Below are 24306 nucleotides of genomic sequence, written 5' to 3' on the forward strand. Positions count from 1 at the left end.
CATCGCCATTTGACGCAAAATTATTGCAAGCAAGTGGCCTGTAACACGCACGTGCTGTCCACCACGTCACCCGAGTGGCAGGATCCCGTTCACTCGTCCGCGACATTACGAGGAGTGACGCAGTGGCTCGTCGAACCAGGCAACATTTGCTCGCCCTACTCCCCGCCTTGGCCCTCGCCGTGGCCGGATGCGCGACGAGCACGCAGACCACCGGGAGCACGGACAGCGGGGTCCCGCTCGTGAAGAGCGGCACGCTGACCGTCTGCACGCACCTGCCGTACGAGCCGTTCCAGTTCGAGAAGGACGGCCAGACGGTCGGCTTCGACGTGGACCTCGGCAACCTCGTGGCCAAGGACCTCGGCGTCAAGCAGGAGATCCTGGACACGCCGTTCGAGGGCATCCAGTCCGGCCAGGACCTGAACAACAACAAGTGCGACGCCGCGGCCGCCGGTATGACCATCACCGACACCCGCAAGCAGAACTTCGACTTCTCCGACCCGTACTTCGAGGCCACGCAGGCGCTCGTCGCGAAGAAGGGCTCCGGCGCGAAGGACCTCGCGGCGCTCAAGGGCAAGAAGATCGGTGTCCAGGCCTCCACGACCGGCCAGGAGTACGCCAAGAAGAACGAGGCGGCCGGCGGTTACACGATCATCGAGTTCGAGGACCTCGCCCTGCAGCTGACCGCGGTGCAGACCGGCGCGGTCGACGCGGCGATCAACGACAACGGCGTCCTCTACGACTACGTCAAGAAGAACGCCGACCTCGAGGTCGTCACCGAGTTCCAGACCGGTGAGCAGTACGGCATCGGCGTGAAGAAGGGCAACAAGGCCCTCCTCGACAAGATCAACGCGACGCTCAAGAAGGCCAAGGAGAGCGGCGAGTACGACAAGATCTACGAGAAGTGGTTCGGCAAGAAGCCGGACAAGAAGTAACCCGGCTTGCCCCAGGGCCGGTGCGCGCGCACCGGCCCTGCTCCTTGTCCAACCTCAGTTCGCGAGGTAGCACCTCATGGCAATGTCCAAGCGCCAACGCGCCAAAGTGTTCCGAGGCGTGCAGTACGGCGTCCTGATCGTCGCGATCGTCCTGCTGGCGGTGTTCGCCGACTGGGGCAAGATCCAGCACGCGTTCCTCGACTTCGAGGTCGCGGCGAAGCTCTTCCCCAACATCATCGTCGTCGCGCTGAAGAACACCATCATCTACTCCGCGCTCGGTTTCGCGTTCGGTCTGGCGCTCGGCCTGGTGCTGGCACTGATGAAGCTCTCCTCGGTCGGGCCGTACCGCTGGATCGCGACGGCCTACATCGAGTTCTTCCGCGGTGTGCCCGCGCTGCTGGTCTTCATCGCCTTCGCCTACGGCGTCCCGACCGCGTTCCAGCTGCGCTTCGACACCTACTCCACGGTCATGCTGGCGCTCGGCATCGTCGCGGGCGCGTACATGGCCGAAACGATCCGCGCCGGCATCCAGGCGGTGCCGAAGGGCCAGATCGAGGCCGCGCGGTCGCTCGGCATGTCCGCGTCCCGCACCATGATCACGGTCGTGATCCCGCAGGCGTTCCGGATCATCCTGCCGCCGCTCACCAACGAGCTCATCATGCTGACGAAGGACTCGTCGCTGATCTACGTCATCGGTCTCGCGGCCAGCGAGCGGGAGCTCACCCAGTTCGGCAGGCAGGCGATGAACGAGTACCGGGGCATGACGCCGATCGTGATCGCGGGCTTCCTGTACCTGATCATCACCCTGCCGCTCGGCTATCTGTCGCGGCACCTGGAGCGTCGCACCGGCGGGAAGAAGGTGTCGGTCGTATGAGCGAGGTCTTCGTCGAGATCTCCGGACTGAAGAAGTCGTTCGGGACGCTGGACGTCCTCAAGGGCATCGACGTCACGGTCAACCGGGGTGACGTGGTCTGCATCATCGGCCCGTCCGGCTCGGGCAAGTCGACGTTGCTGCGGTGCGTGAACCTGCTGGAGGAACCGAACGGCGGCAAGATCGTCGTCAACGGCGTCGAGCTGACCGACCCGGACGTCGACATCGACAAAGCACGCACGAAGATCGGCATGGTCTTCCAGTCCTTCAACCTGTTCTCGCACCTCAGCGTGCTGAACAACCTGACCGTCGCGCAGCGCAAGGTGCTCAAGCGCGGTGAGAAGGAAGCCCAGCAGGTCGCACTGCGCAACCTCGAGCGGGTCGGGCTGAAGGAGAAGGCCAACGCGATGCCCGCGCAGCTCTCCGGCGGCCAGCAGCAGCGCGTGGCGATCGCCCGCGCGCTGTCGATGGACCCCGAGGTGATGCTGTTCGACGAGCCGACCTCGGCGCTCGACCCCGAGCTCGTCGGTGACGTGCTCGGCGTGATGCGCCAGCTCGCCGACGAGGGCATGACGATGCTGGTCGTGACGCACGAGATGCAGTTCGCCCGCGAGGTCGCCGACAAGGTGATCTTCATGGACGGCGGCTACATCGTCGAGGAGGGCCCCGCGGCCGAGGTGATCGGCAACCCGCAGGAGGAACGCACCAGGACGTTCCTGCGCCGCGTCCTCGACCCGACGCACCACGGTCCTGGCGACCCGGAGTAGGGCCGCGTGGCGAGGGGGAAAGTCACCGCGGCCGAGGTGCTGCGGGGACTCTCGGGGGAGAACGACGGAACGGGCGGGTGGCGGTTGCCTCGGCGCAGGCCGAGCACCCCGCCCGTCATCCGCGTGGTGGACCGTGTGGTCACCGACGTGCTGGACCTGCGCGCGGTGGAGGTGCCGTACGTGCTCGAGTTCGAGCGCTGCCAGTTCGAAGCCGCACCCGACCTGCGGCAGGCGAACCTCGCCGGCATCTCCTTCACCGACTGCGATCTGCCGGGGCTGCAGGCGCGCAACCTCAGCAGCAGCAACGACGTCTCGCTGCTCGCCTGCCGGGTGTCGGACCTGATCGACCTCACCGACGCCGAGATCGCGGGCTCGGTCCTGTTGCGCGACAGCAGGTTCAGCGTTCCCGGCGGACTGTGCGTGCACGGCGACCGGCTGACCGTCGCGGGCGCGCTGCTCGCGTTCGGCATCCACACCGAGGGCGAGGTGCGCCTCGCGGGCGCCCGCATCGGTGGCAACGTCAACCTCGGCAGCGCCGTGCTGGAGAACGCCGACGGCTTCACGTTGAACGGCAACGGCATGCAGGTCGGCGGCAACCTGCTCGGCGCGTTCACCTCGCACGGCGTGGTGTTCCTCGCCAACGCCAGGATCAGCTCCACGCTGTCGTTGAGCCGCGCCATGCTCTCGCGCGGTGACGCGTTCGAGGACACGACCGACCCGCACGCCGACCCGTCCGCGACGCTGATCCTCGACCGCGTCGACGTGTCCGGCGACCTGGAGCTCGACCGCGGCTTCACGAGCCACGGCACGGTCCGCGCCGTGAACGCCCGCGTGGGCGGAACGATGTCGCTGGCAGACGCCGTGCTGGACGCCGTGTCGCCACCCGCCGTGGGCACCGACCCGACCGGATCCGGCCGCGCGCTGCACGTCGACGGCGCGGAGATCGGCGGCGACATCGTCGGCCGCGGTGTGCGGATCAAGGGTCAGCTGCGCATGGTCGACACGCACGTGCGCGGCAGCATCACGATCGAGCGGGCCGTTGTGGACAATCCCGCCGCCGACGCCCTGCTGACCAACCGCTCGCAGATCGGCAGCAACTTCGTGGTGCGCGAGTCGGAGATCTCCGGCGGCCTGGAGCTGCGCGGCATCACCGTGGGCGCGAACCTCGACCTGCGCGGCAGCCGCCTGATCAAGCCGGGCAAGTACCGCCACCAGCCGCGGGAGAAGCCGTCGCTCGACATCGGCGGCGCCACGATCGGCCGCGACCTCATCTGCGCGCGCGGCGACAAGGAGTTCGTCGCACACGGCGGCGTTCGGTGCCGTCGCGCGACCATCGGCCGCATGGCGAACTTCAACGGCGCGGTGCTCGGCTACAAGCTCGACAGCCACGCGTTGAACGCCATGGGCATGCAGGTGCAGGAACTGATGCTCAACGTCGTGTCGCCGCCGAAAGGCCTCGTGACGCTGCGGCAGGCGCGCTGCACGTCGTTGGACGACAACGAGAACTTCTGGAACGCCACGGGTTTCATCGACCTCGACGACTTCCGCTACGACTCGCTCGCCTACCCGATCGACCTCCGCGACGACGCCCAGGTCCAGCAACGGCTGCGCTGGCTGCGGCACGCGATGCGGCGCAGCTACCGCCCGCGCCCGTACGACCAGTTCGCCGAAATGCTGACCGCGGCGGGCAACGAGGAACACGCCTCGACGGTGCTGATCGAGAAGCAACGCCTGCGGTACCGCGCGGTCGCGGAGGGCATGCGGTTCTTCGGTCCGCTGGTGCTGCTGTGGAGCTTCCTGCAGCGTTCGATGGTCGGCTACGGCTACCGGCCGGCGCGCGCTCTCGGATGGCTGATCGCGGCGTGGATGCTCGGCAGCATGTGGTTCCAGTTCAAGGGGCCGCTGGTGCCGATCAACGAGCAGGACCACCTGCCGTGGAACGCGTGGCTCTACACCATCGACCTGGTGGTGCCGATCGTCGACTTCGGCAACAAGAACCGCTGGCAGACGCCGGGTGCGTCGCAGTGGATCGCGTCGGGACTGATCGTGACGGGCTGGATTCTCGCGACGACGGTGGCCGCTGGTTTGACACGAATGTTGAAACGATGACGCCACCATCGGGGTATTTCGTCTGGTACTGAACGGTGGTGCGATCGTTCAGTGATCGCCGCCGAGTCCACCGAGCTCTTCGTCGGGCCTCGGACCGCGCTGCTGCAGGTGGTGCGGGTGACCTCGCCTACGTTGGCGGGACCGGTGCACGCGCACGTCTCCGGACCCGGTCTGCACTCGCCGCGGCACGGCGGTGCGCTGATGCCGGGACCGTTCGGCTACGAGGTCGCCGTCGACGTGTCCGAGCACTCCCCCGGCTCGGTGGTGCCCGCTCAGGCCGTCGTGAGGTCGGCGGCCGGCGAGGATTCGTGCACGTTCTCGCTGGTCGTGGGCACTCCAGGGTGGACGGTGCACCTCGTCGGGCACGTGGCGGCCAATGCGCCCTTCCCGGTGTTGCGGGCTCATCTGGACCTGGCTCTGACCGATCCCGCCTACCGGTTCGCCGTGACGTCGGTGGAGTTGCTGCAGCCCTACTGGGACACGTTTCCGCAACACCGGTCGCTGCTGCTGCGGCTGATCTCCGAGGGACGGATCGAGGTCGTCGGCTCTCCGTCCAATGTGGTCGGTGTAGCGCCGTTGCTCTGGTCGCTGCCTGCCGGATCGCCGTTGGAGGCTTCGTCGCTGGGCGAGGCCGAGCGGGCGGTCTACTCGTCGTTCCTGGCGCGACGGTCTTCCGCCTCGGCGCCGCACGTGATGCTGCCGGTCGGGGCGCCGCGCTCGATGCCCTCGCCGTGGACGACCGCGATCCACCACGACTGGCAGGCCCGTTACACGTGGCCGCGGGTCATCTGCTCGTTGCCGCGCGACTACTACGTGCGCGGCAAGGTGCCGGTGCCTCCCGCTCCGCTCGACGACTCGGCCGCGGCGGTGTTCGCGACGCACGCTGCCCGGCTGACCGGTGCGGCTTATCCGACCGCTGCGCTCACACGGGCTGCGGCGGCGCATCCGCGTGAGGCCTTCGACCTGCACTCGGAGATCATCTCGCGGTCATTGGCGGCGTTGACGTCCACTGTGGACTCGTCGGTGGTCGTGTGGAACCCGTTGAACGTGCCGTGCACGGACGTCGTGTCCGTGCACCTGCCTTCGCCTCGGAACGTGCACGTCGCCCACGACGGTGAGGCCTTGCCGACACTGGTCGACGGGACCACCGTGACGTTCCTGGCGCGTGACGTGCCGGCGCGCGGATGGCGGACGTGTTCGTTGGTCGAGGACGACGTCGACCACGGGTGGAAGCAGGGCTTCGGCACGGAGATCGCGTCCACGCACTACGTGCTGTCGTACGACCCGATCGCTTCTCTGGTCGCTGTGGACGGTCCCGTTCTGGAGCCGCCGCGGCTGACCGGGCCCGTGACGGTCTGGCACAGCGAGGTCGGCGAGAAGATGGTCGGGTCGTCGACGTTCACGCTGTGGCACGAGGTCGACCACCTCGGGCCTTCCCCGCTGGTGGGGGTGCTGGGCTCGCGGTCGCCGTCGCACGGTTCGCTGTCCGCCGTGGCCCCGCGGCTGACGGTGGCCGGGCCACCGCTGGGACCGGTTTCGCCCGCCGTCACGCCGGTGTTCGGGCGGTACTGGCTGCACGAGCCCGCGCCGCTGGGAGGGCTCGCCGCGAACGTGCACCTGGAGGTGCTCGGCCCGACCCGGCTGCGGGTGGTCGCGGTGTCGGACGGGGAGGCGTTCGAGGGTGTCGTCCGGTTGTCGCTGCCGGACGGGTGGTCGGCTTCGTGGGACACGTTGCCGGTGTCGCTCCCCGCCGGTGGGTACGTGTCAGCCGACGTGCGGCTGGTGCCGCCGCGGACACCTGGCTGCTATCCGGTGCGGGCCACTTTGGACGGACTGCCGTTCGAGGTCTACGACGTGGTGCTGCTGACCGTGCCGGAGTGGGACTTCGAGGATCCCGTCGAGGTGTTGTGGGTGGCTTCGTCGCCCTCGGTGGTGTCGGCGGCGCCCGGCACTTCGTCGTCGTTGCGGGTGGTGCTGGCTTCCGGAGCGCACGGCGACCTGCCGGTGCAGGCCTGGATCTTGTCGCCGCGGGAGACCTGGGAGCTGGTCGGGCCGTTCAGCACGTCCGGTGTGGTGCCCGGTCAGGGGCGGTTGGCGCTCGACTTCGACTTCTCGCCGCCGGCGTGGGCGGCGGCCGGCTCGTGGTCGGCCGTGGTGAAGGTGGCGGCCGGTGAGCTGGTCAGGACCAGTCCGGTGATCAGGCTCGAAGTGGCTGGTTAACATGGGTCACCGTGACTGATCTGGTGCTGGCACTGGACTTCGGCGGCACCAAGATCGCTGCCGCTCTGGTGGACCCGTCGGGTGCGGTGGTGCGGTCGTCTCGGGTGCCCACGCCGGCTTCCGACCCCTGGGACGCCGTCGTGTCCGTGGTGTCGTCGGTGGTGCGGGGTGAGGCCGTCTCGGGCGTCGGCATCGGCTCGGCCGGGCCCGTGGACACCGTCGCCGGCACCGTCTCACCGATCAACGTGCCCTCGTGGCAGGCGTTCCCGCTGCGGTCCGCGGTGTCGTCGTTGTTCCCCGACGTGCCGGTGGAGCTGGCCGGCGACGGCGTGTGCATGGCGTTGGGCGAGCACTGGCGCGGGGCCGGGCAGGGCAGCCGGTTCATGGTCGGGCTGGTCGTGTCGACCGGTGTCGGCGGCGGGCTGGTGCTCGACGGGCGGCCGTTCGGCGGGCGGACCGGCAACGCCGGGCACATCGGCCACATCGTCGTCGAGCCCGACGGCGAGCTCTGCACGTGCGGTGGGCGCGGGTGCGTCGAGACCGTGGCCGGCGGCCCCCGGATGGTGGCGTGGGCCCGCCGCGCCGGGTGGCAGGCGCCCGACGACGCGGACGCCGCCGTGCTGGCCGCCGCCGCGCTGGCCGGGGACGAGATCCCGCTCGAGGCGTTCGACCGGGCCGGTCAGGCCGTCGGGATGGCTATCGCCGGTGCCGCTGCCGTGTGCGACCTGGAGCTGGCGGTCATCGGGGGTGGGGTGGCGCAGGCTGGGGAGTTGCTGTTCGAGCCGGTGCGGAGGGCGTTGAAGACGTACGCCGGGTTGTCGTACCTGGCTGGGCTGGAGGTGCGGGCGGCTCGGCTGGGTGGGGAGGCCGGGCTGGTGGGGGCGGCGGCGCTGGTGCGCTGACCGGGCTGCGGGTGTGGTGCAGCGGGTTTGCCGCTTGAGCCTGTGCGGAGGGCGGTGAAGGTGCGCGCCGGTTGTCGTACCTGGCTGGGCTGGAGGCGGGCGGCGCGGCTAGGCGGATTGGGGGCGGCCGTCCCCGTTCGCTAACCGGCCTCGCGGGTGCGACACAGAAGAGTTTGCTGCTCGAACCCGTGCGGAGGGCGCTGAAGACGCACACCGGGGCTGTCGTAGCTGGCCGGGCTCCGAGGTGCGGGCGGCCCAGCGGAGCGGGCATGTTGGGCTGTGGAACGGCGGCGCTGGTGCGCTAGGCACGCTCGCGCAAGGGTCCCCTTGGGTGCCGGATCCCCCGCGACCCAACGTACCGAGCAGGTCTGACAGTCAGATCGCCTCGCGGTGTCAGGCCGCCATCTGTCGGTCAGACCGCCTCGCGGGTGTGGCGCAGTCGGTCAGACCGCCTGACGGGTGTGGCGCAGGGGCGATTCGACACGTCCGACCGCGACACCGGCCGATTCCAGGGCCGTGCGGACCGTGCGGGCGATCTCCACGGCGTTCGGGGTGTCGCCGTGCACGCAGATGGAGTCGGCGGCGATGCGCACCGGACGTCCGCTGACGCTGCGGACCCAGCCCTCGGTCGCGAGTTGGACGCACCTCGCCGCGATTTCGGCGGGGTCGCGCAGGACGGCGCCGGGTTCGGTGCGCGGTACCAGGGTTCCTGCGGAGGTGTAGGCGCGGTCGGCGAACGCCTCGTGCCAGACGCGCAGGCCCGCTACTGAGGCGCGCTTCAGCCACACTGCGCCTGGTGGGCCCAGGACGGCCAGGGACGGGTCGAACAGGCGGACCGCGTCCACCACGGCGTCGGCTTGGGCCTCGTGGCGGACCAGGGTGTTGTAGAGGGCGCCGTGTGGCTTCACGTAGGAGATGCGTGTTCCGGCGGCTCGGGCGAACACCGACAGCGCTCCTAGTTGGGCCAGGACCTCGTTGGTGAGCGTGTCCGGGGCGACGTCGATGAACCTGCGGCCGAAACCCGGCAGGTCGCGGTAGCCGACGTGTGCGCCGATGGCTACGCCTGCGTTGGCGGCGTGGGCGCACGCCTCGCGCATGGTGTCCGGGTCGCCGGCGTGGTGGCCGCAGGCGATGTTTGCGCTGGTCACGACCTTCAGCAGGGCGCGGTCGTCGCCTAGCGTCCAGTGGCCGAAGCCCTCGCCGAGGTCCGCGTTCAGGTCCATGGCCGTCCTCCAACGCTTGCGGTTTTGTTGGATCGTTGGATTGTTGAACGATTCTACGATACTGCAATAGAACGATCCTGCAATAGACTTGGCAGGTGACGGAGACGTGGGTGTCGACGCTGGCGCAGGGCAAGGCCGACCTGGAGCGCGCGAGCACCGCGCAGAAGGTCGCGGACATGTTGCGCGAGCGGGTGCTCGACGGCGAGCTCGCGCCCGGCCTGCGGCTCAGCGAGGAAGCCATCGGCGGTGCGCTGGGAGTCAGCCGCAACACGCTGCGAGAGGCGTTCCGGCTGCTCACCCGCGACCGGCTGCTGGTGCACGAGCACAGCCGAGGCGTGTTCGTCCGCAGGCCGACCGGCGACGACGTGCGCGACCTCTACGCCGCCCGCCGGGTGATCGAGTGCGGCGCGCTCCGCCTGTGGGACACCGTGACCGAGGCCCAGCGCGAGGCGGTCAGGGCGCCCGTCCGCCAGGCCGTCGCCAGGGCGGAGAAGAACGACTGGACCAAGGCCGGTCAGGCGAACATCCAGTTCCACCGCGGCATCGTGAGGCTCGCCGGCAGCACGCGGCTCAGCGACGAGTCCGACCGCCTCTTCGCCGAGCTCATGCTCGCCTTCCGGGTGGCGCAGGAGATCAACGACTTCTACCAGACGTACGTGCCGTGGAATCGCCGGATTGTCGAATTGTTGAACAACGGGCAGGTCAGCGAGGCGGTCGACCAGCTCAACGAGTACTTCGACGCCGCCGAGGAGGACCTCGTCAACCGCCTGGACGCGCAATAGTCCAAAGGGACTGTTAAGCCGAGTGCAACGATTCCGATCACGGAGCTGACGACACGTGTCATCAGGCCTAACATCCGCGCAACACCGCGTACACGGAGGGCCCACCATGCCGTCGGATCCCAAGACCGGCTTGCGCTGGAGCAACTGGAACCTGCTGCTGATAGTTCCGCTGCTCATGCTCATCACGCCGTGGTTCAACATGGACGAGCCCCGCATCTTCGGGCTCCCGTTCTTCTACTGGTACCAGTTCGCGTTCGTGCCCCTCGGCGTGCTGTGCGTGGGCCTGGTCTACGTCAAGACCAAGGACAAGCCCGTCGTCACCGGCAAGCCGGACAAGCTCGGCGTCGACGACCTGGACGAGGGAGCGAAGTGATGCAGTGGACTGAGCTGATCGTTTTCAGCGCCCTCTTCCTGCTCGTCACGGTCATGGGCTTCGTGGCCGCGCGGTGGCAGAAGGGCGAGACGCTCGACCACCTCGACGAGTGGGGGCTGGGCGGCCGCAAGTTCGGCAGCTGGATCACGTGGTTCCTGGTCGGCGGCGACCTCTACACCGCCTACACGTTCGTGGCGGTGCCGGCGCTGATGTTCGGCGCGGGCGCGACCGGGTTCTTCGCGCTGCCGTACACGGTGATCCTCTACCCGATCGTGTTCCTGCCGCTGGTGCGCATGTGGTCGGTCAGCCGCGTGCACGGTTACGTGACGCCGGCCGACTTCGTGAAGGGCCGGTACGGCTCGCACTGGCTGGCGCTGCTGATCGCCATCACCGGCATCGTCGCGACCATGCCGTACATCGCGCTGCAGCTCGTCGGTCTCGAGGCCGTGCTGCGCTCGATGGGCCTGAACGGCGGCGGCATCCTCGGCCACCTGCCGCTGTTCATCGCGTTCGTGATCCTCGCGCTCTACACCTACCAGTCCGGTCTGCGGGCGCCTGCGCTGATCGCGTTCGTCAAGGACATCCTGATCTACCTGGTCATCCTCGTCGCGATCGTCTACCTGCCCGCGAAGTTCGGCGGCTGGGGCGAGATCTTCAACGACGCGCAGGCCAAGTTCGACGCCACGCAGTCCAAGACCGACGGCATTCTGCTGACCGGCACCAACCAGCTGCAGTACGCCACGCTGGCGCTCGGCAGCGCGCTGGCGCTGTTCCTCTACCCGCACTCGCTGACCGGCATCCTCGCGAGCCGCGGCCGCAACGTCATCAAGCGCAACATGGTCGCGCTGCCGGCGTACTCGCTGGTGCTGGGTCTGCTCGCGCTGCTGGGCTACGTCGCGATCAGCGCGGGCACCAAGCCGATCGTCAACCAGGCGACCGGCCGTCCCGACACCAACACGATCGTGCCGGAGCTCTTCGGCCACAACTTCCCGTCGTGGTTCGCGGGCATCGCGTTCGCGGCCATCGGCATCGGCGCGCTGGTGCCGGCGGCGATCATGTCGATCGCGGCGGCGAACCTGTGGACGCGCAACGTCTACAAGGAGTACATCCACAAGCACGCCACTCCGGCGCAGGAGGCCAAGCAGGCCAAGATCGCGTCGCTGGTCGTGAAGTTCGGCGCGGTCGCGTTCATCGTGTTCGTCGACCCGCAGTTCTCCATCGACCTGCAGCTCATCGGCGGCGTGATGATCCTGCAGACGCTGCCGGCGGTCGCGATCGCGCTCTACACCCGCTGGTTCCACGTCTACGGCCTCGTCGCGGGCTGGGTCGCGGGCATGGGCTACGGCATGTGGCTGCTCTACAACATCGGCAACCCGGCCGTGAACAAGGCGCACTTCGCCGGTTCGGCACTGCCGCTCGGCAAGATCTCGATCTTCGGCTGGCACCCGTTCGGGGCGTCGACGACGCAGATCTACGTCGGCATCGTCGCGCTCTTCGTCAACCTGCTGGTCGCGGTGATCGTCACGCTGATCGCCAAGCGGGCCAAGGCGTTCAACGGCACCGACCAGACGGATCCGTCCGACTACCACGTCGACGAGGACAGCCCGAGGGTCAAGCCCGTCGCGACCCATTGAGACAACTCGGTCAACGAAAAGGGCCACCCGTCGGTTTCGACGGGTGGCCCTTTTCCGTTGAGATCGAAGCGTGAAAATCATCGCCGGACTCGTCATCGCGGCAGGCCTCGCGGTCGTGCCGGGCGTCGCCCAAGCCCAGGACGCCGACTGCTACGACACCACCGTCCCGCTGACCGTCGAGGAACAACGGCTCGACGACACACTCGTGCCCGGCGGTCCCGCCGTCGGCCCCTCTCTCGTGAAGCTCGCCGGGTTCGACGGCCGCGTCACGGACTTCACCACCAAGCTCTGCCGGCAGGCCGTCCTCAGGCAGGCGCAGCAGTTCGCGGAACGCGAGGGCAACGCGCTGTGGAAGGCCGCCGTCGCCCGTGCGCAGAGCACCCAGCCGTTGCCGCACGACGCCTACGACGACCGCCCGCTGTACTGGGCGCGTCTGCAGCTCACCACCGCGCTGCGCCAGTGGAAGCCGCGGTTCGCGCTGTCCGTGCACGACCGCGCGAAGCTCATCCAGCAGTTCGACTGGGCCTCACGAGGACTGCGCGACTCGGCGTTCCCCGCCAGGCCGGGCGTGCGCAAGGTCGCGGTGACCGGCTTCGACCCGTTCCAGCTCACCGGGACGAACGTGCGGCGCGCCAACCCGGCCGGCGCGGCGGCGCTGCAGCTCGACGGCCGTGAGATCACCACGCCGTCCGGCAGGGTCGTGCTGCAGGCGGCCGTGCTGCCGGTGCTGTGGGGCGGGTTCGACGAGGGGATCGTCGAGCAGTTCTACGGCTCCGCGCTGGAGCAGAAGCCGGACGCGTTCGTGACGATCAGCCAGGGCAGGCCGGGCCGCTTCGACATCGAGCGGTGGGCGGCGCGCTGGCGTGGCGGTTCGGCGGACAACAACAACGTCGGCTCGTACGGCAGCGTCCCGGACGCCGCGGGCTGGCCGCAGCCGGCCATCGAGTTCATCGAGACGACGCTGCCGTTCCAGAAGATGATCGACGCGGGCACCGGCCCGTTCCCGGTCGTGCTGAACCGGAGCTTCTGCGAGTGGGTCGTCGTCGGCAGCACGCAGGAGTGCCGCACGGACGAACCGACGCCGGGCCGTGTCGCGGCTGTCGGTGGCGGCGGGAACTACCTCTCCAACGAGAGCATGTACCGGGCCAACCGCGTGCGAATCGGTTACGGCGCAACGAATGTCCTCGGCGGACACCTCCACACGCCGGTGCTCGGCCAGCCGGCCGATCCGGCCGCGCTGACGGATTCGACCTTCGAAAAACAGCGTCGGGACATCGCCGATCAGGTCAAGGCCCTAGTCTCTGTGGTGTGACTCGTGTGCGGCTGGCGGTGGCAATCATCCCGATCGTCTGGGCGTTGAGCGCCTGTGCCATCCAGGTCGGTGGTCAGGCCGTCCCAGGCCCGATGCCGTCCACCGCCGCCGCAGACGCGCCGACGCTGCCCAAGCCGGGGCAGTGCATGAACTCCTCGGAGCTCAAGCCGGTCGACTGCGCCGCGAGCCACGACGCCGAGGTGATGGCGGTCGGCGAGATCTCCGGCCTGCCGTCGACCTACCCGGACACGCAGGCGCTGCGCAAGGCGGCGCTGCCGTCGTGCTACTCGACGATCAGCGACTACCTCGGCAGCGCCGACGCGGGTGCGACCCGCCTGCAGGTGTGGGCGTTCTGGCCGAACGAGGCGAGCTGGAAGAAGGGCGACCGCTGGCGGCTGTGCACCGTCGTCGAGCTCACCCCAGACGGGAAGGCCTTGCCGCGCAAGGGTTCCCTGAAGGACGTCCTGAAAGGCTCCAGCTTCAACACGTACCAGATCTGCCTGGGCGGCTCGCCGTCGAAGGACCCGGACGTGAAGCCGACCGCGTGCAACGGCGCGCACATGGCCGAGGCCGTCCCCGGTGGCGTCGTCCCGCTGGGCAAGTACAACGACCCCACGCCGTCCAAGGACCAGATGAACGCCATCGCCAAGGACAAGTGCACCAAGGCCGTGCACGACTACGTGGGCTCGGACAAGCGCACCGACGTGTTCCCCGCGTGGCGGATGCCCGGTTCCCAGGGCTGGTCAGAGGGTTGGACGTACGCGATCTGCTACGCCGAGGCCACCAAGACCTTCAGCGGCACTCTCCTCGGCATCCGCGACAACCCGCTCCCGAACTGACCCGGCGACCACGACCATCAGCACGGCGGCCAGGGACAGCACCAGCATCGCGATTCCTGCGATCCCCACGGCACACCTCCCTCTCCTCCGGCGACGATCTTTGTGACCGTCATCACGTACCTAAGACGTTCCCGGAGCGGGGCAGGTTCATTCCTGCGGCAAGACCGTTTTCGCGAGCTGTGGAGAAGTCCCCGGGGCTGTCCACAGCTATCCACAACCTGTGCACAGAGCCGTCCACACCTGTGGACAACTTCGTCTCAAATGGACGGTGAGCTGCACTGATTCAGAGGAAATTGCTGCACAGGACGACTCCGACAGCGGTACCGATCGCTAAACCGAGGACGAACACGAGGGTGTAGCGCCACCACGGAGTGCGGGCAGGAGGAGCGGGTGGCACCGGGTAGTAGCGCACGATGCCCGTTGTCGGGCCGACCTCGACGTCGCGCCTGGTGCCGTCGTAGTGGAGTCCGCCGAGGAAGTCCTCGTCCTGCGTCACACCACTAGTAGTACCTCAAAAAGGTGACCCAGCGGTCGCCGTTGACCGCTGGGTCATCAAACACACCCAGGAACTCAGCCCAGGCGCTGCTTCAGGGTTTCCAGCTGGTCGCGCAGCGTGGTCGGGACCTTGTCGCCGATCTTCGCGAACCACTCCTCGACCAGCGGGATCTCGGCGCGCCACTCGTCGGCGTTGAACTCGAGCGCGGCCTCGATGTCCTCGACCGGCGCGTCCAGGCCTTCGAGGTCGAGGTCGGCTGCCGTCGGGATGTAGCCGATGGGGGTCTCGGTAGCGGCGGACTTGCCCTCGATGCGCTCGATGGCCCACTTCAGGATGCGCGAGTTCTCGCCGAAGCCCGGCCACAGGAAGCGCTTGTCGTCGCCGCGGCGGAACCAGTTGACGTAGAAGATCTTCGGCAGCTTGTCGGCGTCGGCGCGCTTGCCGAGGTCGACCCAGTGCTGGAAGTAGTCGCCGGCGTTGTAGCCGATGAACGGCAGCATCGCCATCGGGTCGCGGCGCACGACGCCGGTCTTGCCGACCGCTGCGGCCGTGGTCTCCGACGACAGCGTGGCGCCCATGAAGGTGCCGTGCTGCCAGTCGCGCGACTCGGTGACCAGCGGGATCGTCGTGGCGCGACGGCCACCGAAGAAGATCGCCGAGATCGGCACGCCCTTGGGGTCGTCCCACTCCGGCGCCTTGATGTCGCACTGCTCGATCGGCGTGCAGTAGCGCGAGTTCGGGTGCGAGGAGAGCTCCTCGCTGTCCGGCGTCCAGTCCTGCTTCTTCCACGAGGTGAGGTGGGCCGGCGGCTCGCCCATGCCCTCCCACCAGACGTCGCCGTCGTCGGTCAGCGCCACGTTCGTGAACAGCGAGTTGCCCTTGGCGATGGTGCGCATCGCGTTCGGGTTCGTGTGGTAGTCGGTGCCGGGCGCGACGCCGAAGAAGCCGTTCTCCGGGTTCACCGCGTAGAGGCGGCCGTCCTCACCGAAGCGCATCCACGCGATGTCGTCGCCGAGCGTCTCGACCTTCCAGCCGGGGATGGTCGGCTCGAGCATCGCGAGGTTGGTCTTGCCGCAGGCCGACGGGAACGCGGCCGCGATGTAATACGCCTTGTTCTCCGGCGAGGTGAGCTTGAGGATCAGCATGTGCTCGGCGAGCCAGCCCTCGTCGCGCGCCATCACGGACGCGATGCGCAGCGAGTAGCACTTCTTGCCGAGCAGGGCGTTGCCGCCATAGCCGGAACCGAAGCTCCAGATCTCGCGGGTCTCCGGGAAGTGCGAGATGTACTTGGTCTCGTTGCACGGCCACTGCACGTCTTCCTGGCCGGGCTCGAGGGGCGCGCCGAGCGAGTGCAGCGCCGGGACGAAGTCGGCGTCCTCACCGAACAGCGCGAGGGCCTTGGTGCCCATCCGGGTCATGATGTGCATCGAGACGACGACGTACTCCGAGTCGGTGATCTCCACACCGAGCATCGGCTTCTCCGCGTCGAGCGGGCCCATGCAGAACGGGATCACGTACATCGTGCGGCCACGCATGCAGCCCCGGTAGAGCTCCGTCATGATGGCCTTCATCTCGGAAGGGTCCATCCAGTTGTTCGTCGCGCCCGCGTCTTCCTCGCGCACCGAACAGATGTACGTGCGCTCCTCCACGCGAGCGACGTCGCTCGGGTCCGAGGCGGCCCAGAACGAGTTGGGCTTTTTCTTGAGCGGCACGAACGTGCCGGCATCGACGAGCTTCTGCGTGAGACGGTCCCATTCGCCCTGGGACCCGTCAGCCCAAACAACCTCGTCGGGGCAGGTCAGCTCAGCGACTTCCTGAACCCATGCGAGCAAACGCGCGTGGTTGGTAGGTGCTTGTTCGAGACCGGGAATGGTCACTGCCGTCATCTCGTCTCGTCTCCTGACTGAACGCCTCGGCTGCCCGAGGACGCGCGGTGGGTCGTCCGGTGTGGGGACTTCGTCGTCCTCGGGAATAGCTCCAGACGCCCGGTGGGGCCGGGCGTGCGTGGAAGGGGATGGATCGAGGTTAGCCCGGTGAATGGCAGGTAACGCACCCCCAGCCTGTCGCTTCTCTCACAAAACCGATTCTGGAATCGATTCAGCACTCGGACGGCGTTAAGGCGCGCTTGAGGTCGGAAAAACACAAGAGGCCCCGGTGCGGTTCTCACCACACCGGGGCCTGTGACCTGCGCTTCAGTTCGGGCTGATCCACTGCCCGGTGGTGGAATCGATTCGGACGACTCCCTCGAACCGTTCTTCCTCGAACCAGTCGTCCGAGTCGTCCAGAATGCCGCTCTTGGAGTCCGTCACGTACCGGCCGTCGGCCTCGATGTGCCCGTGCTCGACCTCGACCCAGTCGTCACCGCGGTGTTCCGACATCGTGACCTCGCCCGATCGTGTGATCTCGGTCGCCACGTCGGCCTTGCCGTCGCCGTTCTTGTCGGTGAACAGCCAGGTGTCCCCGGCGTCGTCACGAACCACCGCGGTGTCGGCCTTGCCGTCGCCGTCGGTGTCCTCCGTCGCCTGCCCGACGTTTCGATCGCCTTCGTCGGTGTCCACGACAATCGTCTGCTGAGGCGCGGAATTTGTTTTTTGTTGCTGAGTGTCGTGCGGGTCGACGGCAACCCACTCACCGGAATTCTCCTCGAACCGCGCCTGGCTGAGCAGATTGCCGTCCTTGTCGAACGTGCTCATCAGATCCGCGTCGCCGTCGCCGTTCGTGTCGGTGAACGCGAGGTGGCCACCGTCATCCGTCTCGACCACGGCGGAGTCGTTCACGCCGTCGTCGTTGAGGTCGAAGGTGACGTCGGCGGTGTACTCCTCGTCCTCGACGGTCACCTTCAGCTCGGCGTCGGCCGCACCGTTCTCGTCGATGTACACCGGGACACACCTCCTACTGCTCATGTACCGGTATGACCCACGTTATGCCGGTTCGGTTCCCTCGCCAACCTCCGCCATCCGGCGGCCTGCCGCTAGGTCCGGTCGGGCCGCGAGCCGATCATCAGCAGGCACAACGTCGTGACCGCCGCGACCAGACCCGCGAGCAGCAGCATCGGCGGCAACGCCGGTGACGTCGGCTGCGGTGCCGCGACCGCCGCAACAGCGCTGGTCGAAGTGGTGGTCGGAGGCACGGAAGTGGTCGTGGTCGTCGTCGCGGGTTGCTGCACGACTGGCTGCTGCTGCACGGGCGGTGGTGGGGCGGCGGTCGTCTCGTGGGCGAGCACGACGATCTGCGCGCGCATGTCCGGGTGCACGGAGCAGATGTAGTCGAACGTGCCCGGTTGGGTGAACGTGTAGCTCCACGACTGGCCCGTGGCGAGCATCGGCGAGCGGAACGTGCCGCCCGCGACGTCGTGGGAGGCCTCGTCCTTGTTGGTCCACGTGACCACGTCGCCGACGTGGACGGTCATCGTGGCTGGGACGTAGGCGTAGCGCGCGATCGGGATCTGGTGCGTCTCGGCGGCGGACGCCGTGCTGACGGCGAAGGTCAGCACGGCGAACGCGGCCAGGACAACGCCGGCCAGGCCGCGCTTCATCAGCAGATCGCCTGGTTGAACGCCGGGTCGAGCATCTGCTCGAGCAGCACGGTGTGCGCCTTGATGTAGTTGTCGAACGCCAGCGCGTCCTGCACTTGCTGCAGCGGCGAGGTCTCCAGGTGCGCCGCCTTCAGGTGCGCGATGAACGGGGCCAGCACGTCACGGTCGAGCGACGAGCTGAGGACCGGGTCGAGCATCTGTTCCAGCAGCACGGTGTGCGCCTTGATGTAGTTGTCGAACGCCAGCGCGTCCTGCGCCTGCTGCAGCGGCGAGGTCTCCAGGTGCGCCGCCTTCAGGTGCGCGATGAACGGCGCGAGCGCTTCCTTCTTGATGCACTCGGGCGTTCCCGTCGGCGGGGTGGTCGTCGTCGGGGTGGGATGCGTCGTCGGGTGGCTGGTCGGAGGAGTCGTGGTGGGCGGGGTGGTGGTCGTCGGAGGCGCTGTGGTCGTGGGCGTGCTGCCGTTGACCGTGACCGACGCCTTCATGTCCGGGTGGATCGAGCAGTAGTACGAGTACGTGCCCGGCTTGGTGAACGTGTAGGTGTAGGTCTGGCCCTGCTGGAGCGTGGGCGAGGTGAACTTCTCCGGGCCGTTGGTCACGACCACGTTGTGCGGTGCGGTGTCGTGGTTCGTCCAGACGACGGTGTCGCCCGCGTTGATGGTGAGCGTGGCCGGTTGGAACGCGTAGCCCATGATCTCGACGGACGTCGACTGCTGAGCTGCCGGCGCGGCCTCGCCCTGCTGGGCGGCGAGATCGACGCCGACCGGAGCCGCCTGGCCGGGGCCCACGAGGCTCAGGCACAGCGCGGTTCCCGCTATGCCGAGTGCCGCTACCAGCACGGCGAACCGGTTTCCTTTGTCCACAGTGGATTCCCTTCTTCTGCGGGGTCAGCGACCGGGGCCGGTCGTGACGAGGAAGGCGGCCACTCCGAGCACGGCGACGGCGAGAACCGCCTCGGCGGTGACCGAGAGCGCGAGCGCGCGGGTGGTCGGGGCCACGCTCAGCCGCCGGTCCACCCAGGTCTTGCTCGCGAGTCCGAGGAGCAGCAGCACGGCGAAGAGACCGAGCTTGAGCAGCAGCAGCTGGCCGTATCCGGTGTGCAGCAACGAGTTCAGCGAGCCGACCAGCCGCCACGCGAGCAGCGCGCCCGCCACCGTCAGCACCGCGACCGAGACCATCGCGAGCTTCGAGTAGCGCGGCAGCACCGCGGTGAGGACCTCGCGGTCACGGGCGGGCAGCACGGCGAGCAGCAACACCAGCAGCCCGCCGACCCACACGCAGACGACCAGCAGGTGCACGAACACGACCGCCTGACCCCAGCCGGGCAGGTCCAGGGCGTGGCCCGTCATCCCGTTGGTGCGCAACACACCGAGTGCGACCACACCAGCGCCGACGCGCCACGACCACGACCTGGCCGCCCGTGCGCCGCGCCGGGACAGGTCGGCGAGCACGACCACCGCGAGCAGCCACAACAGCGTGCGGGCGAACCACACCCGGCCGAACGGGGCGTCGAACAGCGGCAGCAGCACCGACGGGTCGAACGCGGCGGACGGCGGACGGCCCGCGACCCAGGCGGCGTTGAGAGCGAGGCTCGCGACGGTGCCGGCGAAACCGCACAGCCAGCCGAACACGATCAACCGCCTCGCTCGTGCGGTGTCCGCGCCGTCGGGCCACAACAACGCGATGAACGCCAAGCCGCCGACGAAGAGCGTCGTTCCGAGGTAGTCGAACGACCTGGCGAACAGGAACCACGACTTCGCCGCTTCGGTCATGGCGTGTCCAGCAGTGCCGTGACGCGGTCGGTCTTCTCGTCCACGACGAGCGTGCACGTCGTGCCGAGCAGGTCGTCGAGCAGGTCGACGGGGTCACCGAGCAGCGGAAGCTCCACAAGGGACAGTCGCTCGGCCTTCTTCGTGCCTGCCGGGAGCTCGTGCACGATCGGCAGTTCGTCGAGCAGCGACAGCAGTCCCAGCTGTCGCAGCAGCTTGGTGATCGCGCCGGCGTCACATGGTTCGGGAGGCTCGGTCGTGGGAGGCGTGGTCGGCGGCTTCGTCGTCACCGGCGGTGTGGTCGGATGCGGATGCGTGGGCGCCGGAACGTGCGGCCCCGCCGGCAGGTGCGGGACCGGGGCCGGGACCGGGTTGTGCGCCACCGGCTGCGGCACGGGAACGGCGGGCTGGTGCGGCTGCCCGGTCGGCGACGGGACCGGCGCCTGTGCGTGGTGGTCCGGCTGACTGACCGTGCTCTGCGCCTGCGGGATGCGGCCGATGCCCGACGCGAACCCGAGCACGACGACCACGGTGCCCACGAGGGTCGCCGCCACCACCTGGTCTCGTTGCAGCTTCATATTCGGCAGCGAAGCAGTTCCGCTATTACCGGCCATTCCCATTCAGTGACGCAATCGTGAACTAGCTTGCTCACTCGTTTTGTAGCAAGCCGTGCGCACGGGGAAACGCCGAATTAAGTTGTTCCAGCAAGAACGCCTTGACCAGGCAAAATGAGCATCACTCGATTAAGTTCAGTCGATCACCCAGGTGAATTGGACAGGCACCCGTACCTGTCTGACAAGTCGCTCGTTGAGCCTTTTTCGGCCTCACGCCCGGTCGCGCACGGACCTGATCCGACCGAGCAGTTCCTCCGCCTTGGCGCGGCCCGACTCGACCTCGGCGAGCTGCCGCGTCACGGACTGCAGTTCGCGGCCGCGCTCACCGGCCTCCATCCGCAGCGCCTTGTCGACCTCGCGCAGTTCCGCCTCGATCGCCTCGATGCGCTTCGCGAGGGCCTCGTCCAACGCGAGCGACAGGGCCTGCTCGGCCTCGATCAGCTGCTCGGCGGCCAGTTGGTCCACTGTGGAGCGTGCGTCGGCGATGGCGTCGGAGAGCCACTGCTTGACGTGCTGCTTCTCCGCGGTGTGGGTGCGGGTGCGGGCCATCCACCAGCCCGCCCCGAGGCCCAGGGCGATGGTCACCGGGAGCACGACCGGGTTCAGCACCGCGATGCCGAGGCCCGCCAGCGGCATGACGGCCAGCTTGCCCGCACCCAGACCGCCGGAGACGCCCATGAACACCAGGAGCTTGTCCTCAGCCGTGGGTGGGCGCTTTTCCTTGGGGCGCAACACGACAGGCGGTTGCTCGCCGCGCGCGAACTGGCCGCGGATCAACGTCAGCTCCTCGGCGCTGAAGAGCGTGGCGAGCACCGCGTCGGTCACCTGAGCGAGGCGCACGGACAGCGCCGTGGAGATGCGGCCCGACACGACCTGCAGGGCCGTGTCGACCTGCTGGGGCAGCACGGCCAGGGCGGCGCGGTCGGCCGTGTCGATGGCCTGGCGGTACCAGGTCTGCAGGTCGCGCATCTGCCGCGAGATCTCGTGGGAGTTCTCCACGCGGGCGCGTTGGATCTCGCCGCGCAGCCGGACCTGCCAGCCGCGGGTCGACGAGCGGCGTTCGGTCTGCAGCTCCTCGCGGCGGGCACGCAGAACGGCTGCTTCGTCCTCGCCCACGGACAAAGCGCGCTTCTCGTGTTCCAGGCGGACGGCCAGCTCGTCCAGAACGGTCGACAGCGCGCGCAGGGCGTTGGCCTCGGCGAGCATTCCGGCGCGACCGGCCACCAGTTCCTGCAAGGCGGTCTGCAGGGCCGCGATGCCGGACCGTTCGCGCAGCATGGCGGCGGCGTCCGGGTTCGGGGCCTGGGCGGCCATCTCGAACATGCGCGACGACACCGGGTGGAAGACGGCGTCGGCGAAGCGCGGGGCGTGCTCGGCCAGCAGCGCGCGGTCGGCGTCGAGGACCTGGCGCCAGCCGCGGTACTGGTCGGTCTTGGTCAGCGCGAAGACGACGGTTTCGACGCGATCGCCGACGCGCTTGAGGAAGTCCAGCTCGCCGCGGGTGAACGGCGACGAGGCGTCCACGACGAAGACCAGCGCGGTGGCGGACGTGACGGCTTCGAGCGCCAGCTCGCCGTGCACCGACTCGAGGCCGCCGACGCCCGGAGTGTCCACAACGGACATCCGTTCCAGCAGCGGGATCGGGGCGTCGACCTCGACGTAGCGCGGGGGCAGTTCACCCTCGGGCAGCTCGTGGGCAGCGGAGACCCAGTTGATCAACGCGGGCAGCGGGAACGTCACCGGGGCGAGCAGGCCGGGGTAGCAGGCGCGGGCGGCCCAGTCGGGGCCGTGCTGGAAGACCAGGTAGGTGGACGTGGCGACGTCGGCGTCGACCGGGGACAGGCCTGGGGTGGCCAGCAGGGCGTTGACCAGCGACGACTTGCCGCGGTTGGTCTCACCGACGATCACCACGGACGACACTTCCGGAGCCGAGCGACGTGCGACCCAGTCGGCCATCGACGGGTCGAGCTCGCGCACGAGAGAGGTGAGACGTTCGCGCGTCTGCCGGACGGTCTGGGGAAGTGTGCTCATCGGGCCGTGTAGACCGTCACGATCGGAGCCCGCAGCACGCGGCCGCGGTCGCAGAAGCCCGGCACCTCGGTTTCGGCGACCAGGCCCTGCAGCGAGACGTCATCGGTCGGCACCGTTCCGGCGGCCTCGTGCAACGACGGGTCGAAGCGCTCTCCGTCGGCGCGCACGGCCACGACCCCTATGGTCGAGAGGCCTTCCTCGATCCGCTCGACCACACCCGCACTGGCGCGGTCCAGCGCGTACAGGCACAGCTGCACCAGTGCGCGGCGTTCGGCCAGCGCCTGGTCGAGCAGCTCGTCGGCAATGGTCTCCACACCGTCGTCCGACGCCACACCGGTGGGATCGGTTCCATTCACGCTCATCGGTGCCCCCCAGCACGTAGTTGCTGCCAGATGAGGAAATACGCCCTGTGGACGACGTGCGCCACCCGAGCCTGCGCGGGCGTCGCGCCGAACGAGGCGTACGAACGCCACCACCCGGCCCGTTCCAGCGCGTACGCGACCAGCTCCGGCAACGGCCGGCCGGTCAGCCCGAGCCGGCCGGGCACGTCCGGGGTGCTGCCGACGCGCAGCACCTCCTCCGTCAGATCCGGTGGCAGCGTCACCGCGCCGGACGAGACCAGCGTCAACGCCTCCAGCAGCCGCAGCTGATGAGCCTCCGGCCGGGCGAGCAGCACCTCGATCGCGTCGTGCACGCGCTGCCGTTCGCCGGGGTCGCCCGAGGCCAGCGACGTGACCGACGCCAGCGCGGCCGCCGCCTTGATGCCGTCGGCCCGCGCGCGGAACACCGCGTCCAGCCGTCCGCGCACCGCGGCGAACCCGGAGGCGTCGAACAGCACGCGCCGCAACGCACCGGCGGTCAGCGCCGGCTCGGCGTCCAGCGCAGCGAGAGCACGGCCGATGCCGTAGAGGTCGAGCTTCTCCAGCAACCTCGACCGCACGCCCGCCGGGACGTCGCAGTCCCACGAGGTGAAGAGGTCGCCGGACATCAGCATCATCGTGCGGGTGTCCGCGTCCAGGGCCGCCAGCTGCCGCAACGCCTCCGCGTCCGCCGACGTGAACTCCCCGGTCTCCGCCGACTCGGCGAGCAGGCTGATCACCGGCAGCACATCCGCGACCCGCGGCTTCAGCAGCGCCGCCTGCTTGCCCGCCAGGATCTCCGCTGCCCGCCAGACGTCGCCGTCCGATCCCTCGACGGTTTCCGGCGCCACGGCGTCGACCTTGTTCAGCGCGGCGATGGCGTTGACCGGCCCTGCCTCGCGGGAGGCGGTCGCGGCGGTGAACGCGGCCAGCGTCGAGTGGTCGTCCGCGCGGATGCCCTGCGTCACGACGTAGAGGACGGCCTCGGCGCCCGCGACCGCGTTGCGGGACACGGGATCCAGCAGTTCCTCGGTGCGCGCGACCGACGCCGCGTCCAGCGAACCGAGACCTGGCGTGTCGATGACTGTGAAGTCACGCAGCACCGCGTTCGTCAGGTACGCCTCGATGTGCGAAACGTCTTCCACGCCAAGAGAAGCGGGGATCATGCCGTTCGCGTCGAACGGCAGCACCTGCCGCCGGCCGTCCCGCAGCACCACTTCGATGCGGTCGACCGTTCCGTACTGATACCGCGTCACGAGCCGGGTGCACTCGCCGACGTCGGTGGGCGCGACCCGGCGGCCGATCAACGCGTTGACCAGCGTCGACTTCCCGGACTTGATCCGCCCGGCCACCGCGACCTGCAACGGCGCGTGCAGCCGCCGCAACACCTCTTGGAAACCGAGGGCGGTCTGCTGGGAAACCTGTGGTTGCAAGGCAACACACAATTGGGCCACCGCCGCGCACAGCGGACCGGCCAGTTGTTGTCCCTGCAACGCCGTCACGGGCACTGATCGTGCCACGGTTTGTGCGCGTGTGTG

The 24306-nt window shown here is 68.7% G+C and carries 22 protein-coding genes; 11 read left to right on the plus strand and 11 right to left on the minus strand.

The genetic code is table 11. From position 1 onward, the window contains the following. Window positions 1-122 precede the first annotated feature (122 nt). From IEZ09_RS04795 to IEZ09_RS04820, 6 genes are all read left to right on the plus strand, one after another. Window positions 123-932 carry an ABC transporter substrate-binding protein gene (locus IEZ09_RS04795; protein WP_189252338.1) on the plus strand — a complete coding sequence of 270 codons (810 nt, stop codon included), beginning with the start codon at window positions 123-125 and terminating at the stop codon, window positions 930-932. 76 nt (window positions 933-1008) lie between these two features. Continuing rightward, window positions 1009-1806, plus strand: a complete 798-nt coding sequence (locus tag IEZ09_RS04800) for an amino acid ABC transporter permease (RefSeq protein WP_189252339.1) — start codon at window positions 1009-1011, stop codon at window positions 1804-1806. Continuing rightward, window positions 1803-2570 (plus strand): amino acid ABC transporter ATP-binding protein, encoded by a 768-nt coding sequence (locus tag IEZ09_RS04805; RefSeq protein ID WP_189252340.1) that lies wholly within the window; start codon window positions 1803-1805, stop codon window positions 2568-2570. Before IEZ09_RS04800 ends, IEZ09_RS04805 begins: the two co-directional genes overlap by 4 nt. A 6-nt stretch (window positions 2571-2576) precedes the next feature. After that, entirely contained in the window at window positions 2577-4679 is a 2103-nt protein-coding gene (locus IEZ09_RS04810; protein ID WP_189252341.1) for a hypothetical protein, read from the plus strand. A gap of 51 nt (window positions 4680-4730) precedes the next feature. After that, the gene (locus IEZ09_RS04815) at window positions 4731-6899 is read left to right on the plus strand and encodes an NEW3 domain-containing protein (protein ID WP_189252342.1); all 2169 of its coding nucleotides are present in this window, start codon (window positions 4731-4733) and stop codon (window positions 6897-6899) included. Between the two features lie 11 nt (window positions 6900-6910). After that, window positions 6911-7801 (plus strand): ROK family protein, encoded by an 891-nt coding sequence (locus IEZ09_RS04820; RefSeq protein WP_189252343.1) that lies wholly within the window; start codon window positions 6911-6913, stop codon window positions 7799-7801. Window positions 7802-8244: 443 nt separating this feature from the next. Here IEZ09_RS04820 and IEZ09_RS04825 read toward each other — a convergent pair whose 3' ends face one another. After that, the gene (locus IEZ09_RS04825) at window positions 8245-9024 is read right to left on the minus strand and encodes a LamB/YcsF family protein (protein ID WP_189252344.1); all 780 of its coding nucleotides are present in this window, start codon (window positions 9022-9024) and stop codon (window positions 8245-8247) included. Between the two features lie 95 nt (window positions 9025-9119). Between IEZ09_RS04825 and IEZ09_RS04830 the strand changes: the two genes are divergently transcribed. The 5 genes from IEZ09_RS04830 to IEZ09_RS04850 all read left to right on the plus strand — a co-directional run bounded on the left by IEZ09_RS04830 (window position 9120) and on the right by IEZ09_RS04850 (window position 13964). Next, complete coding sequence (locus IEZ09_RS04830) at window positions 9120-9806, plus strand: GntR family transcriptional regulator (RefSeq protein ID WP_229812248.1); 687 nt, start codon at window positions 9120-9122, stop codon at window positions 9804-9806. Between the two features lie 106 nt (window positions 9807-9912). Continuing rightward, the gene (locus IEZ09_RS04835) at window positions 9913-10179 is read left to right on the plus strand and encodes a DUF3311 domain-containing protein (RefSeq protein WP_189252345.1); all 267 of its coding nucleotides are present in this window, start codon (window positions 9913-9915) and stop codon (window positions 10177-10179) included. Then, window positions 10179-11813, plus strand: a complete 1635-nt coding sequence (gene mctP / locus IEZ09_RS04840) for a monocarboxylate uptake permease MctP (protein ID WP_189252346.1) — start codon at window positions 10179-10181, stop codon at window positions 11811-11813. The genes IEZ09_RS04835 and mctP overlap by 1 nt, the downstream gene beginning before the upstream one ends. A 70-nt stretch (window positions 11814-11883) precedes the next feature. Further along, window positions 11884-13125 (plus strand): pyroglutamyl-peptidase I, encoded by a 1242-nt coding sequence (locus IEZ09_RS04845; RefSeq protein WP_189252347.1) that lies wholly within the window; start codon window positions 11884-11886, stop codon window positions 13123-13125. After that, a complete protein-coding gene (locus IEZ09_RS04850) occupies window positions 13122-13964 on the plus strand; it encodes a septum formation family protein (RefSeq protein ID WP_189252348.1) in 843 nt (280 codons plus the stop codon). Before IEZ09_RS04845 ends, IEZ09_RS04850 begins: the two co-directional genes overlap by 4 nt. Window positions 13965-14247: 283 nt before the next feature. Here the strand turns inward: IEZ09_RS04850 and IEZ09_RS04855 are convergent, their stop codons facing one another. The 10 genes from IEZ09_RS04855 to IEZ09_RS04900 all read right to left on the minus strand — a co-directional run bounded on the left by IEZ09_RS04855 (window position 14248) and on the right by IEZ09_RS04900 (window position 24270). Continuing rightward, complete coding sequence (locus IEZ09_RS04855; RefSeq protein WP_189252349.1) at window positions 14248-14460, minus strand: hypothetical protein; 213 nt, start codon at window positions 14458-14460, stop codon at window positions 14248-14250. A 74-nt stretch (window positions 14461-14534) separates the two neighbouring features. Then, entirely contained in the window at window positions 14535-16346 is a 1812-nt protein-coding gene (locus tag IEZ09_RS04860; RefSeq protein ID WP_189252350.1) for a phosphoenolpyruvate carboxykinase (GTP), read from the minus strand. A gap of 306 nt (window positions 16347-16652) precedes the next feature. Then, complete coding sequence (locus IEZ09_RS04865) at window positions 16653-17339, minus strand: hypothetical protein (RefSeq protein ID WP_189252351.1); 687 nt, start codon at window positions 17337-17339, stop codon at window positions 16653-16655. Between the two features lie 92 nt (window positions 17340-17431). Next, window positions 17432-17995 carry a cupredoxin domain-containing protein gene (locus IEZ09_RS04870; RefSeq protein WP_189252352.1) on the minus strand — a complete coding sequence of 188 codons (564 nt, stop codon included), beginning with the start codon at window positions 17993-17995 and terminating at the stop codon, window positions 17432-17434. Continuing rightward, a complete protein-coding gene (locus IEZ09_RS04875) occupies window positions 17995-18858 on the minus strand; it encodes a cupredoxin domain-containing protein (RefSeq protein ID WP_189252353.1) in 864 nt (287 codons plus the stop codon). The genes IEZ09_RS04870 and IEZ09_RS04875 overlap by 1 nt, the downstream gene beginning before the upstream one ends. Before the next feature lie 24 nt (window positions 18859-18882). Continuing rightward, complete coding sequence (locus IEZ09_RS04880) at window positions 18883-19767, minus strand: CopD family protein (protein WP_189252354.1); 885 nt, start codon at window positions 19765-19767, stop codon at window positions 18883-18885. Continuing rightward, window positions 19764-20342: a hypothetical protein gene (locus IEZ09_RS04885; protein WP_189252355.1), complete on the minus strand. Its 579-nt coding sequence runs from the start codon at window positions 20340-20342 to the stop codon at window positions 19764-19766. The genes IEZ09_RS04880 and IEZ09_RS04885 overlap by 4 nt, the downstream gene beginning before the upstream one ends. Window positions 20343-20588: 246 nt before the next feature. Next, complete coding sequence (locus IEZ09_RS04890) at window positions 20589-22409, minus strand: dynamin family protein (RefSeq protein WP_189252356.1); 1821 nt, start codon at window positions 22407-22409, stop codon at window positions 20589-20591. Continuing rightward, on the minus strand, window positions 22406-22771 hold the full coding sequence (gene grpE / locus IEZ09_RS04895; protein WP_189252357.1) for a nucleotide exchange factor GrpE: 366 nt from the start codon (window positions 22769-22771) through the stop codon (window positions 22406-22408). Before grpE ends, IEZ09_RS04890 begins: the two co-directional genes overlap by 4 nt. Further along, the gene (locus IEZ09_RS04900; RefSeq protein ID WP_189252358.1) at window positions 22768-24270 is read right to left on the minus strand and encodes a dynamin family protein; all 1503 of its coding nucleotides are present in this window, start codon (window positions 24268-24270) and stop codon (window positions 22768-22770) included. Before IEZ09_RS04900 ends, grpE begins: the two co-directional genes overlap by 4 nt. Window positions 24271-24306 lie beyond the last annotated feature (36 nt).

The organism is Lentzea flava (assembly GCF_014648475.1).
Taxonomy (GTDB): Bacteria; Actinomycetota; Actinomycetes; order Mycobacteriales; family Pseudonocardiaceae; genus Lentzea; species Lentzea flava.